Genomic DNA, 16,881 nt, shown 5'->3' on the forward strand with positions numbered 1-16,881 from the left:
AAACAAAATCCGCCCTCTTCCCTCAGGATGAGCGCGGATTTTTTGTTCTCTATTCTTTTACGATGACCTGCCCAGTCCCTGCATCCAGATGAACAGTGAGATCAACCTTGCTCTCTACCCCGCAGAAGCAATGGGCTCTCGACTGGCGGAAAGAAAGGTCGTATCCCAGCTTCCACGAAATCGCCCCTGACTGCAAATCCGTCTGGTGAATATACGTGAGCTCCAGCGGGTACGCCTTCAGCAAGCGTTCGACGGCCCCTTGCTCCATCAGTGCCTTCGTTCGGGCTGGGGCGATGATTTCTGTCGGCCTGTTCATTTGGATCTGAATCACTTTTCCCGTAGCAGAATCCACGCGCAGCGTATACATGCCATCCTCTACAGTCTGGTCGGCTTGATAGACGGGGAGTCCATTGATCATCAGATCGGCGGTGATTAGCGTGGATTGGTCATTTCCCACATCCCGCACACGCACCTGGCTGGTTCCTGTAGGCAGGAGGCGTTTCAGTGTCGCTTCCGCTGCGCTCCAGTCCCTTGCTTTATCTGTCTTCGCGCTGACATTGGTGCCATCGCTCATCTCGAGTCGAAGCAGCTGGCCCGTTTTAGCGTCCGTCTCCACGAGAACATGCAGGCGTTCATTCGCTTTTACACCCGCAGGGATTTGCCCCATTTGAAACCTCTTGTCCTGATCGGCCGTTCCCTCTCCAAAATGTCCCCAAATAAACAGGCGCCGCTCCTGCCCATCGCCGTATGCTTCCGTGTAGGTTGCCAGTGGCAGCTTCTCAGGCTCCACGCGCAGCAGTTTCCGCACGATGTCTTTCGCTTGCGCCTCTGACTGAGCCACCCACTTTTCGCCTGTTCCGTTCACCGAAATCGTTTTCGCAGGCTGCAGCTGAGCAGGAGACGGATTTCCCAATCGTTTACCCGTAAAGGCATCCAGCGCGCTGCCCGTATGCGACTGTGTGATGACGCCATCTTTGACCACGTAGGCCAGTTTGGCTTGAACGGGGTCGCCCAAGCTGTATTGGCTAGGGAGTAAATAGATGAGCTCCAATGGATGGCTTTCCTTGTACTTTTCCACAGCTTGCTGAGCGGATATGACGTGATTGGGGGCTGGGAGAGCGCTCAAGCTTATTTTTTCATAAAGCCTGCCATCAAACATTCGAAAGGAAATGATTCTGCCTGCAGCATCGAAGGAAACGAAAGCGTCATAGGCGTCATCTAGGACCACGTTGTTTACGGTTCTCACCAGTCGAACTGTCGTGAGCGAGGACTCTCGTGTAATTTCTTTTGGCTGGTATGCGCTGCCGCCTGCTTGCAAGCCTGCCACAAATGCGGACGCCTTGGTTTTTGCCTGCTGATCGGTCATGGCGACAGGCTTTGGTGCTGCTTTCGGCTGCAGATTCAGATTCAACAGCTTCCCTGTCGTTGGATCAAATATAGCTCGATCCGTAGACGTTTCTTTTTCTGCTGCCGTTGCTGCAAATATGACTTGAACACCGCTTACTCCAGGCCCATCGACATCTCCACCGAATGACACCATGCGCTGGGATAATTCCGGAATCAGCCGTACGAGCTGCTGGACGCCTTTGGCCACTTCGACTGGAACAGGTACAGCAGCAGCTGCTGCAAGCGTACTTGACGCGAGATTTTCTGCTTTTGCATAAGGTGTCGGCATCATCGGTGAAGTATACAGACTCACAGCCGCTAACGCACCGGTAAGTACGCACAGGGCAGGTTTACGAATCATTCCCACGATCAACATTCACTCCCTCTTTTTTCCTCTACGGTTGAGACGCACGATCGCGGTTTTTGTTTCTGAATAAACGGGCTATTCCATAAAAATATTTCTATCGACAAATTTCACCCTATATTGAGCAAAAGAAAAAGAGCAACGATGGCTCATCGTCACTCCCGTTCTTGTTCTAACCCTCTATGCACCTATATGCAGCTTTTCCAATCGCTGCTTGATCAGCTCTACAACACTTGCGCGCTTTAGATCTACGTAAACACTCGTGCGGGCATCCGGAACGACGATGATGCCCAGCTGATGGTGATTGCCTGCATAAACGGCGCACTGCACAAATTTCAGCTCGCCATCATGCGTCAGAACCTCCATTTTGCAGAAGGCCGAATTCGCCTGTAGAGCGGGGTAGAGATCTTCCTTATTGCGAACGTTGATCCCATTCACTTTTACAATAATCTCCCCAGGTACGATACCAATCTCCTCAGCAGGTGTATCAGGGATGACTCCCATGACCTTGATCCCTCGTGAGGACTGGATAAAGTACGGGGTGCGCTTTCTCTCCTGCACCTGACTGATGTAGAACAACGCCTCATGCCCCACAATGGCAAACAAGGCAGCCAAGAGCATCAAAGGAGGCAACCAAATGGCGAGCGCGGAAAGCCCCAGTAAAATGACGGAGTAAAGAGCTAGCTGCTTTGCGATCTGTGAAGACTTCTGTCTGGGCGTCATGGATTGTGTCATATCGGAAAACCCAGTCACTGTCGGCAAAAGCATCAAGCCAAATGTGGACGCTTCCGGCCAAAATAACGGCCAGCCTGGAAAGATCGATCCGCTTATCGCTCCGTTATCCATTTGAACAAACATGACGAGCGGAGTCAGCCAAAAGGAATGCAGCAGGTACGCGCCGACAATTCGCCCGCGCTTCCCTTCTACGAAGAGTGGCGAGGCATCCCGACCGCCATTCCAACGAACGAGCATGGCTTCCATCAAGTGCATGATCGCGACCAATGCCAGAAGAGGAAGCGGTTTTGCCTGTCCAAGCATCTCCCACAAGGGGCCGATTACCGGAACCGTATTTCCAACATGGATGATTTGCGCAAAGCCGTTTAAAATCGTCAGCAAGCCTGCCGCATACGCGAAGCAGAGAAAACGTAAACGGATCAGCGCCATCACAATCGCCAATCCCCATAGTAACCACAAATCCTGCACCTGCACGACGACTCCAAGAGCGCCCGCAAGCACGGAAATCAACAAGCCCGCCGTGATTCCCATCCCTACCGAACGGATCGTCTGGAGCAACGGCGATTGAATACGTACTGCGAACAGTTGCCTTTCCAGATTCATCTGCCGTCGATAATGCAGATAAATAAAAATCAGGAACAAATAAAAAATCGGATTGAGAAAAATGGCAGCCAATCCGTACACAATGGAGAGCATGTCTGCCTGTATCGCCAATTGTCTCACCACCTCAAAAGGAAAAAGAAAAACCACGGCATGTGATTTACCGTGGTTAACCATTTCTACGGATGTCAGGGAATTCCCTGCCTCAAAGGGTTGGATTATTTTGGCTGACTGACGACCTCCAGCGCTTTTTGCAGCTGCAAATCGTTTTCTGGTTTGCGCATAGTCTCACGCAAGCTGTCTTCCAGCTGTGTGCGAGTTGCTGCATCCACTTTTCCGGTCGCCGGCAGCTTGTGCGCGGTCTGGAACTGCTTGACCGCCTGCTCTGTTTTCTCGTCGAAGTATCCATCATCCCGACCCGGGGACAAATTCAATCCTGTGAGAATCAGCTGCAGGTTTTTCACATCGTTTCCTGCCATGTCGCGAGCCAGCTCCTTGTCTGCTGGAAGCTGAGTGGCGTTGAAGTAAGCAGGCTGCGTGACCTTGAAGTCAGGCTCGATTCCTTTTTTGTGAATCCAATCGCCCTTCGGTGTCAGCCACTTCGCGATCGTGAGCTTCAGCTGGCTCTTGTCCGTCATTTCCATGGTGCTTTGGACAGTACCTTTCCCGAAGCTCTTCTCACCGACCAGCTTGTAGTTGCCGCTATCCCGCAGAGCACCTGCCAAAATCTCAGAAGCGCTGGCGCTGCCGCCGTTGATCAGAAGCGAGATCGGATATGGCTTCGCTGCATCTGTCGTCGAGCGATACTCTTCTTTTTGTTGGCCGTGTGCTCCGTATTCGATTTGGACGATCAAGCCCTTTTTCGGAACGAGCACTTCTCCGATTTCTTTCACCGCGAGCAAGTAACCACCCGGGTTGCCGCGCACGTCGATGACCAAACCACCGATGCCCTGTTTCTCCAGGCTCGCCAATTGCTCTTTGAAATGCTTCGCAGTATCTGTAGAGAATTGGGTGATGGCGATCACACCGACTTTTACACCGTTCTTGTTAATGATTTGACTGTTGACCGTTTCGATCGGAATATCATCCCGTACGCAGACAATGTTCAGCGGTTCTGCCACGCCTGCACGCACGACTTTCAGGACAGCTTTCGTCCCTTTAGGTCCACGAATTTTGGTCACAGCCTCATGCAAGTCCAGTCCTTCCAACGATTCACCGTTTACACTGATGATCTGGTCGTTGGGGCGCAGCCCGGCACGCTCCGCTGGCGAGTCCTTGAACGGAGATACCACCGTTACTCTGCCGTTTTGCAGCGTCACTTCTGTCCCAATCCCTTGGAACGTCGAATGCAGAGTCGATGTAAACTCTTCTGCGGATTGTGGATCCATGTAGTCACTGTACGGATCTTCCAGAGAGCCCACCATGCCGCCGATCGCACCCTCTACCAGCTGGTCCGTGGTAACATTCTGGATGTAGTCCTTCTTGATCGCAGAGTACGCCTCGTACAGCTTTTTAAACTCCTGCGGATACTCTGTACTGCTAGGTAATAGGGTGCTGCTTGATGCTGTGAGCGACCCACTTTGACTCGCGTTGGCATTTGCCGATGTTTTCATCATCGACATGGTCAAAAAGCTGCTGGCCACCATCGAGACGAGTACAAGCGCAAATACGGTACGTCCCTTCCATTTCACTTCGCGTCACCATCCTTTGTGCTACCGGCAAAAAGATATGCTGCTAGTGTATGCTATTTCCGCTAGCGATATTTGCGAGACCGGATCTTCTCTTACTTGAGATACGGCATCGGATTGACAGCAACGTCGTTCTTGTAGACCGTAAAGTGTACGTGGTTACCAGTTGAACGACCAGTAGAACCGACCTCAGCAATCTTTTGCCCTCTCTCTACTGATTGTCCCACAGAAACCTTAATTCCGCCCTCCCTAATATGTCCATAGAGAGTGGTAATTTCTGAGTTGTGCTTGATCATGACCGTATTACCGAAGCCATTGGAATAGCCTGCAAAGATTACTACCCCTGCTGCTGCAGCCATAATCGTGGTACCTTTTGGCGCTGCCATATCAACACCATTATGCCCAGCTGAGCGCCCTGTAAACGGGTCGGTACGCATCCCGAAGCCGGAGCTGAAGCGGAAGCTGCCGTCCGCTACTGGCAGACCGAGCTTTCCGCCTTTATACCCACTGGAGCTTGTACTCATTGCACGGACACGTTCTGCGTATTTGGCCGATTCCTGCTTGGTCAAGGTGAGCAGCTGCTGTCCGTATTGCTCCAGATCTTCTTCCAGCGCATCTTCTTTTTTCTTCAATTCCGCTTTGACCACGAGACTTTGCTTGTACTGCTTGTCCAATTCGGCTTTGAGGCTTTCCGCCTGATCAAACATGTCTACATACACTGTCAGCTGATGGTCAATTTCTTGCTTTTTCGTTTCAATCGTCTGTTTATCACGTATGTTGTCTTCCAGAATGCGTGTGTCCTGCTCCAGAATCATTTGCAGGCCTTCCATTCGAGTGAGAAAATCCCCGAAATCAGAAGAACCGAGCAGTACGTCGAGATAGGATACATTTCCGCGTTCATACATGGACTTCACACGTGTTTTCAAAAGGGTTTCCCGCTTGGCGACGCGATCCTTTGCTTCATCGAGCTTGTCCTGCGCCTCCGCTGCCTTTTCCTTTGTTTCATCCATTTGCGTTTCGAGCTTGTCCAGCTTTTTCTGCGTCTCGTTTCGACGCAAATCGATCTGCATCAGCTCGGTTTGCAGGTCTTTTTGTTCTTTTTGCACGGCGTTAATCTTCGCCTCTACCTGCTTCACCTGCTGCTGCTGACTCTTTTTCTTGGCTTGAATCTCTTTGAGCTCCCGATTGATTTTATCCAAAGATGCCTTGCTCGCTGCCCAGGTCACATTTGTCGGGATTGCAGATCCGGCTACCAGACCGGTTATCAAGAGTGCCAATATAATCTTCTTCCTCATGATACTCCTCCCACATTCTCCTGAATTAAACCCGCAAGAATCGGCGAACCGACACCAAGCTGCCCCAGATGCCAATAAATGCACCAATCGCAATCAGAGCAAGTGCCACTTCATAAACGAGCGGGAACAGTGGCAACAGTTTGAACAGTTGGGCAGCTTCAAAGCTTGACTGAATCGCATCCAGCAAATAGTAGTAGCCAACTGTCAGCATGGCCGTAGGAATCAAAGCACCCAGAACTCCCATCAGGAGCCCTTCTACAAAGAACGGCCAGCGAATAAACCAGTTCGTAGCCCCGACCAGCTTCATGATCTCAATCTCACGGCGACGAGCGACAATCGTCAGCTTGATCGTATTGGCGATCAGGAACATGGCGGTAAAGCCAAGTCCGATGATAAAGGCAATCCCTACATTGCGGACTGCTCCCGTCCAGGCGAACAGCTTTTCAACCGTTCCTTCCCCATAATTGAGGTTTTTCACGTACTGCAGCTTTTTGATCTGTGCAGCAACTACGGATGTGTCCTTTGGATCCTTGGTTTTTACGACAAAGGTATCCGGCAAAGGATTGTCCTTTTCCAGTCCTTCAAACAAATAAGCCTTTTCCCCGAGGCTTTCTTTAAATTGCTTCAATCCTTCATCTTTCGGGATAAACGTGACCGACTCCACCTTGTCGATCGTCTTGATGTTCTGCTCGACCTGTGTGACGTTATCCTTCGTTGCCAAAACATCGAGGAATACACGGATTTCCACCTGTTTTTCCACCGATTGAGCAAAGTAGTTGACGTTCATCGCTAGGACGAGGAAAACTCCCAGAATGAAAAGAGTAATGGTAACGGCACTGATTGAAGCGAACGACATCCAGCCGTTCCGACCGAGGTTTTTTACCCCTTCACGGACGTGGCGCCCCAGCGTTCTAATCTTCATAACCGTATTCCCCTCTCTGCTCGTCACGGGCAATTTGTCCCGCTTCAATCGCGATAACGCGCTTTCTCATGGTGTTTACAATTTCCCGGTTATGCGTTGCCATGACGACCGTCGTGCCGCGCTGGTTGATTTCTTCAAACAGCTTCATGATCTCCCACGACGTCTCCGGGTCCAGGTTTCCGGTCGGCTCATCGGCAATGATAATCCCAGGGCTGTTGACCAGCGCACGTGCCAGGGCGACGCGCTGCTGCTCCCCACCGGAGAGCTCGTTTGGAAGCATTTTCGCTTTGTGCTTCAGCTTCACCAAGCCCAGTACATCCATCACGCGGGGCTTGATCTGCTTCGGATTGCTCTCGATAACCTCCATGGCAAATGCCACATTTTCAAATACCGTGAGTGTCGGCAACAGTTTGAAATCTTGAAATACGACGCCAATGCTGCGGCGTACCAATGGAATTTGTCTTTCCTTGATCCGGCTTACGTTGAAGCCGCCCAGAAAAATCTGGCCCTTTGAAGGCTTTTCTTCGCGGTACATCAATTTGATAAACGTGGATTTCCCGGCACCACTGGGACCCACGACATACACGAATTCACCTTTTTCAATGCGAATGTTTACACCCTTGAGCGCACTTGTGCCGTTAGGGTACGTTTTCCATACGTCAAACATCTCGATCATGCCCATCACATCCTACAATGTCAGATCCATCTATCTCTTGATCTTTTAAATTTCGACGAAAACCCAAACCTTCTGCCATCCACTGCCGCTCTATCCTGCGTATCGACAAAAACAGCGGAAATTTCCATCGTACCTATTATACCACCCTGTTTCGCGTATGGTATCCACTAAATCTCTCATTTCTTGTCGAAACCGTTTTAATTCGCACATCGCAGCCTAGCCTGCTTTCTGTTGCGTGGGATACAATAAAAGAAGTTTGATTTCGAAAGGAGCCATGCACGATGAACAACTTTGTTTATCACAATCCAACAGAGCTTATTTTCGGGAAGGGCCAGCTTTCCCTCTTGCAAGAAAAGGCCAAACAGCTTGGGTCCACTGTCCTGATTGTTTACGGTGGCGGAAGCATCAAGCGCTCCGGTTTGTATGACAAAACCGTTTCCCTGTTGCAGGATGCAGGTTGTCGCGTGCTTGAACTGCCTGGTGTAGAACCAAATCCTCGCCTGAGCACGGTAAAGAAAGGGATCGAGATTTGCCGTCAAGAAGGCGTCGACTGGATTCTCGCGGTAGGCGGCGGAAGCGTTATTGACGCAGCCAAAGCCGTAGCAGTGGGTGTTCCCTATGAAGGCGATGTGTGGGACTTCTATTCGCGAGTCGCACAGCCACAAGCAGCTTTGCCGCTGGGAACGGTACTGACTCTCGCAGCTACCGGCTCTGAAATGAACCGCGGCAGCGTGGTGACCAACTGGGAGACGCAAGAAAAGCACGGAGGCACGACTACCTTCCCGACGTTTTCCATTCTTGATCCTGAAAATACATTCACGGTTCCCCGCGATCAGACGATTTACGGAATCAGCGATATCATGTCACATGTATTTGAACAATACTTTAGTCATACACCGGAAATTCCTTTGCAGACACGCTTTGCCGAATCGATCCTGAAAACCGTTATTGAAAATGCAGAGCGCGTGCTGGAAAACCCAGAGGACTACGATGCGCGTGCCAACATCCTCTATTGCGGGACGATGGCCCTGAACGGAACGCTGCCTGTTGGTGTTGAGACGGATTGGGCGACTCATTCTATCGAGCATGCTGTCAGTGCTATTTACGACATCCCGCATGGCGGCGGACTGGCGATCATCTTCCCGAACTGGATGCGCTACGTTTATCGTGAAAATGTGGCCCGCTTCACTCGCTTTGCCGTAGAAGTATGGAATGTCGATCCAACCGGAAAATCAGATGAGGAAGTCGCTCTCGAAGGTATTGCTGCGGTAGAAGCCTTCTTCGCACGTATCGGCGCTCCTACTCGCCTCGCTGACTACCAAATCGGCGATGACAAGCTGCAAGTGATGGCGGAAAAAGCAACGCCATTTGGTCCAATCGGAAGCTTCAAGAAGCTGACCAGCGAAGATGTAGCGGAAATCCTGCGCATGTCGCTTTAAAGAAACCCAGCATGCAGAAAACCTCTTTCGTGACCCAATCACGATGAATCGATACATGCGAAAAAAGCCGAACCCCCATGAGGAGTTCGGCTTTCTTGTTGTTTTTTAATAGGGTCCCCAGTTGATCGCAACACCGATCATGACGAAAATAATCGACAAAACCGTCCATATCGCTGTCAACGGGAGCATAAACTTCAGCCATTTGCCATAGGAGATACCGCTGATGGCGAGAATACTCATCAGCACCCCTGACGTCGGATTGATACAATTGACCACGCCTTCTCCCAGCATCAGCGCTTCTACAGCGACCTGACGTGTGATGTTCATGAGGTCGGACAGCGGCGCGAGGAGCGGCATCAGCATGACAGCTTCCCCTGAGCCGGACGAGATCAGGAAGTGCAAGGCAGCGCTTCCCAGGAACATCCCTACCGCTCCTGCCATCGGCGATAGCGACTCCAAGAGGGTAGCAAGTCCATACACGATGGTATCCAGGAACTTTCCGTCCTCCAAAATAACCGTGATCGAGCGAGCCATCCCCACGATCAGTGCACCATAAACGAGGCTTTGACATCCTTTCAAAAAGGTTTTGGCGATGTCATTTCCGCTCATTTTGTTGATCAAGCCTACACCAATCGCAATAAAGATAAAGATTCCAGCCATTTCGTTGACGTCCCATTTGAACAGAATGGTACATGCAATAAAGGCAATTAACACAGTCCCGGTGAAAGCCAGCGTCAGCTTGTGTCGCAGGGTAAAGAGAATGTTGCTATCCAGATCTCCCGCAGCTGAACCGCTATCGGACGGGAAAGGAGTGATGCCCAGAATGCCTTTGGAAGGATCCTTCCGCAGCTTACGAGCATAACGGATAATGTACAAAATGGTCACGAGTACAAAGGAAAGATAGATGATCGTTCGATAGCCGATCCCGGAGAACAGCGGAAGCTCGGCGATCTGCTGGGACAAACCTAGCGTCCCTGGAAAGGCGATGGACGTATTGAAGCCTGAGTAAACCCCGATATAGATCAACGCGACACCAAAGATGGCATCCATTTTCATCGCTCTGGCAATCATGATGCCAAGCGGGACAAACGCAATAACCGAGTTGACGATAACCCCCAGCGTTCCCAATACGGAAAACACGGCAGTGACCAAAATGATCAGGAGCCACTCCTTATTCCCCAGCTTTCGTACCAAGGTCAAAATGGCTGCATTCAGCGCCCCGGTCTTGTCCAAAACAGACAAGGCACCGCCTGTAAAGAGCACCAAGAAGATGATCGGCGCGCCCTTTACCATCCCTGTCTGAATTGCAGTGAAAAAGTCAATAAATCCGGTCGGGTTGGGCTCCACCGCATGATAGCTTCCCGGTACAACGACAGTCACGCTGCCGTTTTTTACACGATCGAATTCGCCAGTCGGTACTACATAGGTAGCAATGGCACACACCACGAGAATACAAAATAATAAGACGTAAGCATCCAAGCGAGCAAAGCTCTTCTTCAACAAATTCTTGCTGCCTTCCATGAACGTTCCCCCTGCTTTTATAAAATCATCTCTATGAATGGGCTGCTTCTACTATAGCGGCTGTCAGGATTTTCGCACCATAGACCAGTGCGTCTGGACGAAAGGTCATTTTGGGATGGTGCAGCACGGGTTTCAGGCCACAACCGAGTCCGATCATCGTAGAGCCTACCTCAGGCTGATGCAGGGAATAGAAGTGAAAGTCTTCTCCCCCCGGAGTGACACATACCTCAGCGACGTTATCGCTACCGATGACATGCGCAATGGCTTTTTGGGCAATGGCGATCATCTCCGCGTTTGCAGTCGCTGCAGGAGCGATTCCTCTCCAGTTCCATTCGATTCCAACACCCATTAACTCGGCTGTTTGCTTTATCGCGTGCTCGATTTTATTCCGCAGCTCGTCCATCCCCTGATTGGTCTGAGCCCGCACGTCCAACGTGAACGTCCCATGGTCAGGGATAACATTCGACGTTTCTCCGCCTGCTTGCAGCTGTGTCATTTTCACAGAAAACGGACAGCTTGTTTCCAAGCGAATGTTTTGCAGCGCCTGAACCAAGAAAGAGGCTGCCTCAATCACGTTGCGACCGAATGCCGGACGCGCTCCATGAGCCTGGACACCAGTAATCGTTCCGGTCAAGGAGGTAGACGAACCGTGCAAAATCGCAGGTGCTGCCATCCCGTAAGGAACTTCGTTTTCCGGCCGCAAATGGACTCCCATGAGCTTCGTGACATTCTGCAAAGCGCCGTCCTTCATCAGCTGCAGAGCGCCACCGAGCTTTTCTTCCGCAGGCTGAAACAAAAACCGAATCGTCTTGAGCGGCTTTTCTCCACACTCCGCAATCGCTAGTGCGCTATAGCAAACCATCGTTGAATGCGCATCGTGGCCACAAGAGTGATTCGGCCTCACCACGCCATCCACTTCTTGAACGAGAGCATCCATGTCCGCCCGGAGCGCCACCACTTCATTCGTTTCTCCAGCGATTTCAGCGATAAAACCATGATGCCCGTCAAATCTTTTCACCTGTATCCCTGCATCGAGCAGCTTGTTGCGCAGATACGCCGCTGTCTTTTCCTCTTGCCAGCTCGGCTCCGCCAAAGCGTGCAGCTCTTGGTAAGTCTGCAGAATGTTGTCCCGTTGTCCGTCCAGGAACCTCAATGGCATGTGTAGATCCTTCACCTGTTCTGTCATCCCCCTCCAGTTGTATAAGACTTACTTTTAGCAAGATTGATGCCAATAAAGAGAATTTATTATTTTCAGTATTCACAAACAATCATTTGGATTTTTAGGTTATAATTTAGGTTGTTTTTATTTTAAAACGTTCCTAAAACCGCACCAAATTGGCTGCTGTCGCATACAAAGGAGTTCTGTTCATGACAAATGAGAAACCACTTGTTTTATTAATCAACAACTTAGAGACGATCTCCCATCTTTTTGTGAATAGCCTGAAGCTGTTCTTCGGCGATCGGATCCAGATGGAGGCTCATTTTGGTCTCCAGCCGATCACGCAAGAACAAATGAATCAGGCAGACCTCATCCTTTTATCGGATATCAAGCTTTTAGATGACCAACCGAAGCCGCCAGCGCACGTTCCCATCCTGGTCGCGAGGCGTACCATTGATCTGAACAATCTCGACCGATTGATGGACCTAAAGCCTGGAACCCGCTGTCTCTTCGTATCCAATACGCTCGAGATGGTCGAGGGAGCGATCGAGCTGCTCCGACACCTCGGCTTTGCCCATCTCTCCTTCATTCCCTATGTTCCCGGCACGAGTACTCCTCTTCCGAAAAAGGAAGAAGTAGACTATGCGGTTTGCCACGGCTTGCCTGAGCTCATTCCGGCGCATTTTGACAGGATCATCGAGCTGGGACATCGCCCGCTTGATTTGACAACGATCTTTGACATTGCACGATTGCTCGATTTATCTCCGGAAAAGGCAAACCTCTACACCGCTGAGTTTATCAGTGATTTTGTACGCTTGGGCCGGAAGCTCACGAATTCTGTGCGGAACGAACGACAGCTAAATGAAAAGCTCGAATCCGTCTTGGATGCCGTTCACGAAGGAATTATCGCGACAGATGCCTCAGGGAACATCACCGTGATGAATGCAGAAGCCGAAAAGATTTTGAAGCTGTCTACCCATGAGAGTATCGGCAAACGTGTTCAGGACGTCCTTCCCGAATTTCAAGTGCATATGGTGTTGGAGTCTCATGTGGAGGCAGTGAATCAGCTGACTCCCTTTCGCAATCTGTATCTGCTGGTCTCGCAAGTCCCCATGATGCTGGATGGGCACGTTTTAGGGCTCGTCATTAGCTTCCAGGACGTAACCAAGGTGCAGCAGCTCGAACAGGAGATTCGGAAAAAGAGTACACAATTAGGACTTATGACCAAATACTCCTTCGATCACATCATCGGGTGCAGTCCATCGACGCAGGCAAACAGACTAGTCGCGATGAAGCTTGCCGAAAGTGATTTTACCATTCTCATCACAGGTGAAAACGGCACCGGGAAGGAAGTGTTTGCCCAAGCCATACACCAGCACTCCATTCGCAGGGACGGTCCTTTTGTTCCCGTCAATTTCGCAGGACTCACAGAAAGCTTGGTGGAGAGTGAATTGTTCGGGTACGAGGAAGGCTCTTTCACAGGGGCGCGAAAAGGCGGAAAGATGGGGCTGTTTGAACTCGCTCACAATGGAACTATTTTTCTTGATGAGATTGGGGATGCTCCACTCAGCATCCAGGCTTCCCTGCTTCGTGTCCTCCAGGAGCGCCAAGTCATGAGAGTCGGCGGACACCGTGTCATTCCGATAAATGTACGCGTGATCGCGGCAACCAATCGAAATCTGGTTGAGATGATCCAACGAGGTACCTTTCGCGAGGATTTGTACTATCGTCTGAATGTCTTGCCACTGAAAATACCGGCCTTGCGGGATAGAGGCGAGGATATCATGGTGTTGATCAACTACTTCCTGCAAAAAAAGAACAAGGTCCTCACGTTTTCACCCGATGTAGAGGAGCTCCTCCTGAAATACAGCTGGCCAGGGAATATCCGGGAGCTGGAAAACTTTATTCATTATGCCGTCGTGATCGCAGAGGGAAATCGCGTGGAGCTGTGTCACTTACCCGAGCAAATTCTTCTTGCTGCTTCCTCTGCGACAATGCCCTCGGAGCCAGAAGACTTAGAGGAGACGATTGATTTTTTGTCCCGACACGGGGCGTTGCACGAATACATGTCGATCTTGCAGATCCTTGCTTCCTGTAGCAAGCGCCAGGAGAGAATCGGTCGCCAGACATTAAACGCCTTGTTGCCAGTTCCCATGACCGACGCTCAAATCCGCCAAAGGCTCCACTATCTAAGCCGCACAGGATGCATAGAGGTAGGAAATAAAAAGCAGGGCACAAGGCTTTCCGCCTATGGATTCACCTTACTGGAGAAATGGAAAGCACGTGTGTAAGACTGTAGATACTCCCTTTCGGCACATGAAAAAGCGGATAGGCTCGTCGCCCATCCGCTTTTTTCTTTTACAAAGCGCGCTGCACCGGTGCACCGATGTCAATCAACGCCTCGATCATGACCTTTTGGCTGTTCGTGTCCACCCATGCATGGGTATCAACCAGCTTGCCGCGATACCATTCGATCTGTTGTTCTACTTGATTACGAGCCGTACCACCCATGACATTGCGCGCATTGACAACCGTCTCAACCGCAAGCGCTTCGTATACGTCTTCGCCGATCACTTCAGAAAAGCTTTGGAACTCTTCCACTGACAGATCCAGCAAATACTTTTGCTGCTCGATGCAATACAGAACTGCCCTGCCTACAACTTCATGCGCTTGACGGAAAGGCATATCCTTGCGTACGAGGTAGTCTGCCAAGTCTGTGGCGTTCGAGAAGTCATTGGTCACTGCCTGACGCATACGCTCGGTTCTTACCTGCATGGTTTGAATCATAGGCGTCAGGAGAGCGAGGGCACCGTGGATTGTCGAAACGGTATCAAACATGCCTTCCTTGTCTTCCTGCATATCTTTGTTGTACGCCATCGGCAAGCCTTTGAGAACGGTCAACAGACCAACGAGATTGCCGTACACGCGACCTGTTTTTCCGCGTACCAGCTCCGCAACATCCGGGTTTTTCTTTTGCGGCATGATGCTGGAGCCTGTGCAGAAGGCATCGTCCAGCTCTACAAAGGAAAACTCCTGGCTGCTCCAGATCACGAGCTCTTCGCACAAACGCGAGAGATGCGCCATCAAGAGAGAAGCATCTGCCAAAAACTCGACGATGAAATCGCGGTCGCTGACTGCATCCATGCTATTTTGATAGATGCCATCAAATTGCAGCAGCTCTGCCACAAAGGCACGGTCGATCGGGAATGTCGTCCCAGCCAATGCACCTGCGCCGAGTGGCAGCACATTTACCCGCTTCCAGGTCTCCGTCATCCGCTCGATATCACGTTGCAGCATGGATACGTACGCCATCAGATGGTAGCCGAAGAGAACCGGCTGCGCACGCTGAAGATGAGTATAGCCTGGCATTACAGTGTCCAGATGCTGGTTCGCCTGCTCGATCATCGCTTCCTGCAGATACATAGCCAGCTGGATAATCTCCATCAGCTTTTCTCGGAGGAACAGGTGCATATCGAGTGCAACCTGGTCGTTGCGGCTGCGGCCGGTGTGGAGTTTTCCCCCCACCGGACCGATTTCTTCAATCAGCATCTTTTCGATATTCATATGAACATCTTCATGAGCAACGAGAAACTCCATTTGCCCATGCTCAATCTTTTCTTTTACTTTTTTCAGACCAGCAATGATTTGTCGTACTTCCTCCATCGGCAGGATACCGCACTTACCCAGCATAGCGACATGTGCTAGGCTACCGACGATGTCCTGACGCCACATCTTCTGGTCGAAAGAGATAGAAGCAGTATACTCTTCTACGAGCTGATTCGTCGGCTTCGTGAAGCGTCCTCCCCAGAGTTTCATTGCTTGATCGCATCCTTTTCGTCCAAAATCTTGATGTCTGTATTCATGTTCTCATGCAAGACACCTTCGTTTACTTGTGCGTATACCTTGGTTGGCAGACCCCACAGCTTGATGAAGCCGAGCGCTGCTTTGTGGTCGAATTGGTCGCCTGCATTGTAGGTAGCCAGCTCGTGGCTGTACAGCGAGGAAGCGGATTTGCGGCCCACTACGATCGCATGACCTTTGTGCAGTTTCACACGTACGATACCTGTTACGTGTTTTTGAGTTTCTTCAATGAATGCTTGAACTGCATTGCGGATCGGCGAGTACCAGAGACCTTCATAGATCACCTGTGCCAGCTTTTGCTCCACGATAGGTTTGAACGATGCTACCTCGCGAGGCTGGGTCAGGAACTCGAGCTCACGGTGAGCAAGGATCAATGTAGTTGCAGCAGGTGTTTCATATACTTCACGGGATTTGATACCGACCAAGCGGTTTTCTACGTGGTCGATACGGCCCACACCGTGGTTACCAGCGATTTTGTTCAGCTTCAGAATCAGCTCGGACAATGGCAGCTCTTCACCGTTCAGTGCAGTTGGCTTCCCTTGTACGAAAGTGATTTCGATTTCTTCTGCTTCCTCTGGTGCATCTGCAATGGATTTTGTCAGATCATACGCACCTTCTGGTGGAGCAGCCCAAGGATCTTCCAGTACGCCGCACTCGCAGCTTCTGCCCCACAGGTTTTGGTCGATGCTGTACGGATTGTCCAGATCGATCGGGATTGGAATATTGTTCTTTTTCGCATACTCGATCTCTTCGTCACGAGTCCAGCCCCACTCACGCACTGGAGCTACGATTTTGATATCTGGGTTCAACGCTGTGAAGGAGACGTCAAAACGTACTTGGTCGTTTCCTTTCCCTGTGCAGCCGTGAGCAACCGCTACAGCGCCTTCTTTTTCTGCGATCTCTACCAGTACGCGCGAAATCAGGTAACGGGACAGCGCAGATACCAGCGGATATTTTCCTTCATACATCGCGTTTGCTTTCAATGCAGGCAATACGAACTCTTCTGCAAATGCTTCCTTCGCATCAACGACGATGGATTTCAGCGCACCGACTTGCAGCGCTTTTTTCTGTACGAAATCCAGGTCTTTGCCTTCCCCTACATCCAGTGCCACCGCAATTACATCAAAGTTGTATGTTTCTTGGAGCCATTTAATTGCTACGGATGTATCTAAGCCGCCCGAGTAGGCCAACACAATTTTATCTTTTGCCATCGTTCTCTCTCCCTGTTCCGAAGA

General features: G+C 50.7%; 12 protein-coding genes. 2 read left to right on the forward strand and 10 right to left on the reverse strand.

Annotation, left to right across the window (positions count from 1 at the left end; all coding sequences use genetic code 11):
* Window positions 1-49: 49 nt before the first annotated feature.
* The 6 genes from EDM59_RS01050 to ftsE form a co-directional block, all read right to left on the reverse strand.
* On the reverse strand, window positions 50-1,762 hold the full coding sequence (locus tag EDM59_RS01050) for a hypothetical protein (protein WP_122921938.1): 1,713 nt from the start codon (window positions 1,760-1,762) through the stop codon (window positions 50-52).
* A 168-nt stretch (window positions 1,763-1,930) separates the two neighbouring features.
* Window positions 1,931-3,199 (reverse strand): PDZ domain-containing protein, encoded by a 1,269-nt coding sequence (locus tag EDM59_RS01055; protein WP_122921939.1) that lies wholly within the window; start codon window positions 3,197-3,199, stop codon window positions 1,931-1,933.
* Window positions 3,200-3,303: 104 nt separating this feature from the next.
* Window positions 3,304-4,776, reverse strand: a complete 1,473-nt coding sequence (locus EDM59_RS01060) for a S41 family peptidase (protein ID WP_122921940.1) — start codon at window positions 4,774-4,776, stop codon at window positions 3,304-3,306.
* Window positions 4,777-4,868: 92 nt separating this feature from the next.
* Window positions 4,869-6,068, reverse strand: coding sequence for a murein hydrolase activator EnvC family protein (locus tag EDM59_RS01065; RefSeq protein ID WP_122921941.1), 1,200 nt, complete (start codon window positions 6,066-6,068; stop codon window positions 4,869-4,871).
* Window positions 6,069-6,093: 25 nt separating this feature from the next.
* Window positions 6,094-6,990 carry a permease-like cell division protein FtsX gene (gene ftsX, locus EDM59_RS01070; protein ID WP_122921942.1) on the reverse strand — a complete coding sequence of 299 codons (897 nt, stop codon included), beginning with the start codon at window positions 6,988-6,990 and terminating at the stop codon, window positions 6,094-6,096.
* Window positions 6,980-7,666: a cell division ATP-binding protein FtsE gene (gene ftsE, locus EDM59_RS01075; RefSeq protein WP_055746338.1), complete on the reverse strand. Its 687-nt coding sequence runs from the start codon at window positions 7,664-7,666 to the stop codon at window positions 6,980-6,982. The genes ftsX and ftsE overlap by 11 nt, the downstream gene beginning before the upstream one ends.
* A gap of 281 nt (window positions 7,667-7,947) precedes the next feature.
* On the opposite strand from ftsE, the gene EDM59_RS01080 reads away from it, so the two are divergent.
* On the forward strand, window positions 7,948-9,105 hold the full coding sequence (locus EDM59_RS01080; RefSeq protein ID WP_092275580.1) for an iron-containing alcohol dehydrogenase: 1,158 nt from the start codon (window positions 7,948-7,950) through the stop codon (window positions 9,103-9,105).
* Window positions 9,106-9,210: 105 nt separating this feature from the next.
* Here the strand turns inward: EDM59_RS01080 and EDM59_RS01085 are convergent, their stop codons facing one another.
* Together EDM59_RS01085 and EDM59_RS01090 are read right to left on the reverse strand one after the other, a co-directional pair.
* The gene (locus tag EDM59_RS01085) at window positions 9,211-10,626 is read right to left on the reverse strand and encodes a YfcC family protein (protein ID WP_122921943.1); all 1,416 of its coding nucleotides are present in this window, start codon (window positions 10,624-10,626) and stop codon (window positions 9,211-9,213) included.
* A gap of 31 nt (window positions 10,627-10,657) precedes the next feature.
* Entirely contained in the window at window positions 10,658-11,785 is a 1,128-nt protein-coding gene (locus EDM59_RS01090; RefSeq protein WP_122922084.1) for a M20 peptidase aminoacylase family protein, read from the reverse strand.
* Window positions 11,786-11,994: 209 nt separating this feature from the next.
* Here EDM59_RS01090 and EDM59_RS01095 point away from each other — a divergent pair, with 209 nt between their 5' ends.
* The gene (locus tag EDM59_RS01095) at window positions 11,995-14,076 is read left to right on the forward strand and encodes a sigma-54 interaction domain-containing protein (protein ID WP_122921944.1); all 2,082 of its coding nucleotides are present in this window, start codon (window positions 11,995-11,997) and stop codon (window positions 14,074-14,076) included.
* 67 nt (window positions 14,077-14,143) lie between these two features.
* Here the strand turns inward: EDM59_RS01095 and argH are convergent, their stop codons facing one another.
* Window positions 14,144-15,601, reverse strand: a complete 1,458-nt coding sequence (argH, locus tag EDM59_RS01100; RefSeq protein ID WP_122921945.1) for an argininosuccinate lyase — start codon at window positions 15,599-15,601, stop codon at window positions 14,144-14,146.
* The gene (locus EDM59_RS01105) at window positions 15,598-16,857 is read right to left on the reverse strand and encodes an argininosuccinate synthase (RefSeq protein ID WP_122921946.1); all 1,260 of its coding nucleotides are present in this window, start codon (window positions 16,855-16,857) and stop codon (window positions 15,598-15,600) included. The genes argH and EDM59_RS01105 overlap by 4 nt, the downstream gene beginning before the upstream one ends.
* Window positions 16,858-16,881: the final 24 nt, after the last annotated feature.

This window comes from Brevibacillus nitrificans, assembly GCF_003710965.1.
In the GTDB taxonomy this organism is placed as follows: domain Bacteria; phylum Bacillota; class Bacilli; order Brevibacillales; family Brevibacillaceae; genus Brevibacillus; species Brevibacillus centrosporus.

What these genes read in the sequence shown, in the direction of transcription:
- ftsX (WP_122921942.1), bottom strand. Translation starts at nt 6,990, where the DNA reads ATGAAGATTAGAACGCTGGGGCGCCACGTCCGTGAAGGGGTAAAAAAC.
- EDM59_RS01080 (WP_092275580.1), top strand. Translation starts at nt 7,948, where the DNA reads ATGAACAACTTTGTTTATCACAATCCAACAGAGCTTATTTTCGGGAAG.
- ftsE (WP_055746338.1), bottom strand. Translation starts at nt 7,666, where the DNA reads ATGATCGAGATGTTTGACGTATGGAAAACGTACCCTAACGGCACAAGT.
- EDM59_RS01050 (WP_122921938.1), bottom strand. Translation starts at nt 1,762, where the DNA reads ATGTTGATCGTGGGAATGATTCGTAAACCTGCCCTGTGCGTACTTACC.
- EDM59_RS01065 (WP_122921941.1), bottom strand. Translation starts at nt 6,068, where the DNA reads ATGAGGAAGAAGATTATATTGGCACTCTTGATAACCGGTCTGGTAGCC.
- EDM59_RS01085 (WP_122921943.1), bottom strand. Translation starts at nt 10,626, where the DNA reads ATGGAAGGCAGCAAGAATTTGTTGAAGAAGAGCTTTGCTCGCTTGGAT.
- EDM59_RS01105 (WP_122921946.1), bottom strand. Translation starts at nt 16,857, where the DNA reads ATGGCAAAAGATAAAATTGTGTTGGCCTACTCGGGCGGCTTAGATACA.
- EDM59_RS01090 (WP_122922084.1), bottom strand. Translation starts at nt 11,785, where the DNA reads ATGCCATTGAGGTTCCTGGACGGACAACGGGACAACATTCTGCAGACT.
- argH (WP_122921945.1), bottom strand. Translation starts at nt 15,601, where the DNA reads ATGAAACTCTGGGGAGGACGCTTCACGAAGCCGACGAATCAGCTCGTA.
- EDM59_RS01095 (WP_122921944.1), top strand. Translation starts at nt 11,995, where the DNA reads ATGACAAATGAGAAACCACTTGTTTTATTAATCAACAACTTAGAGACG.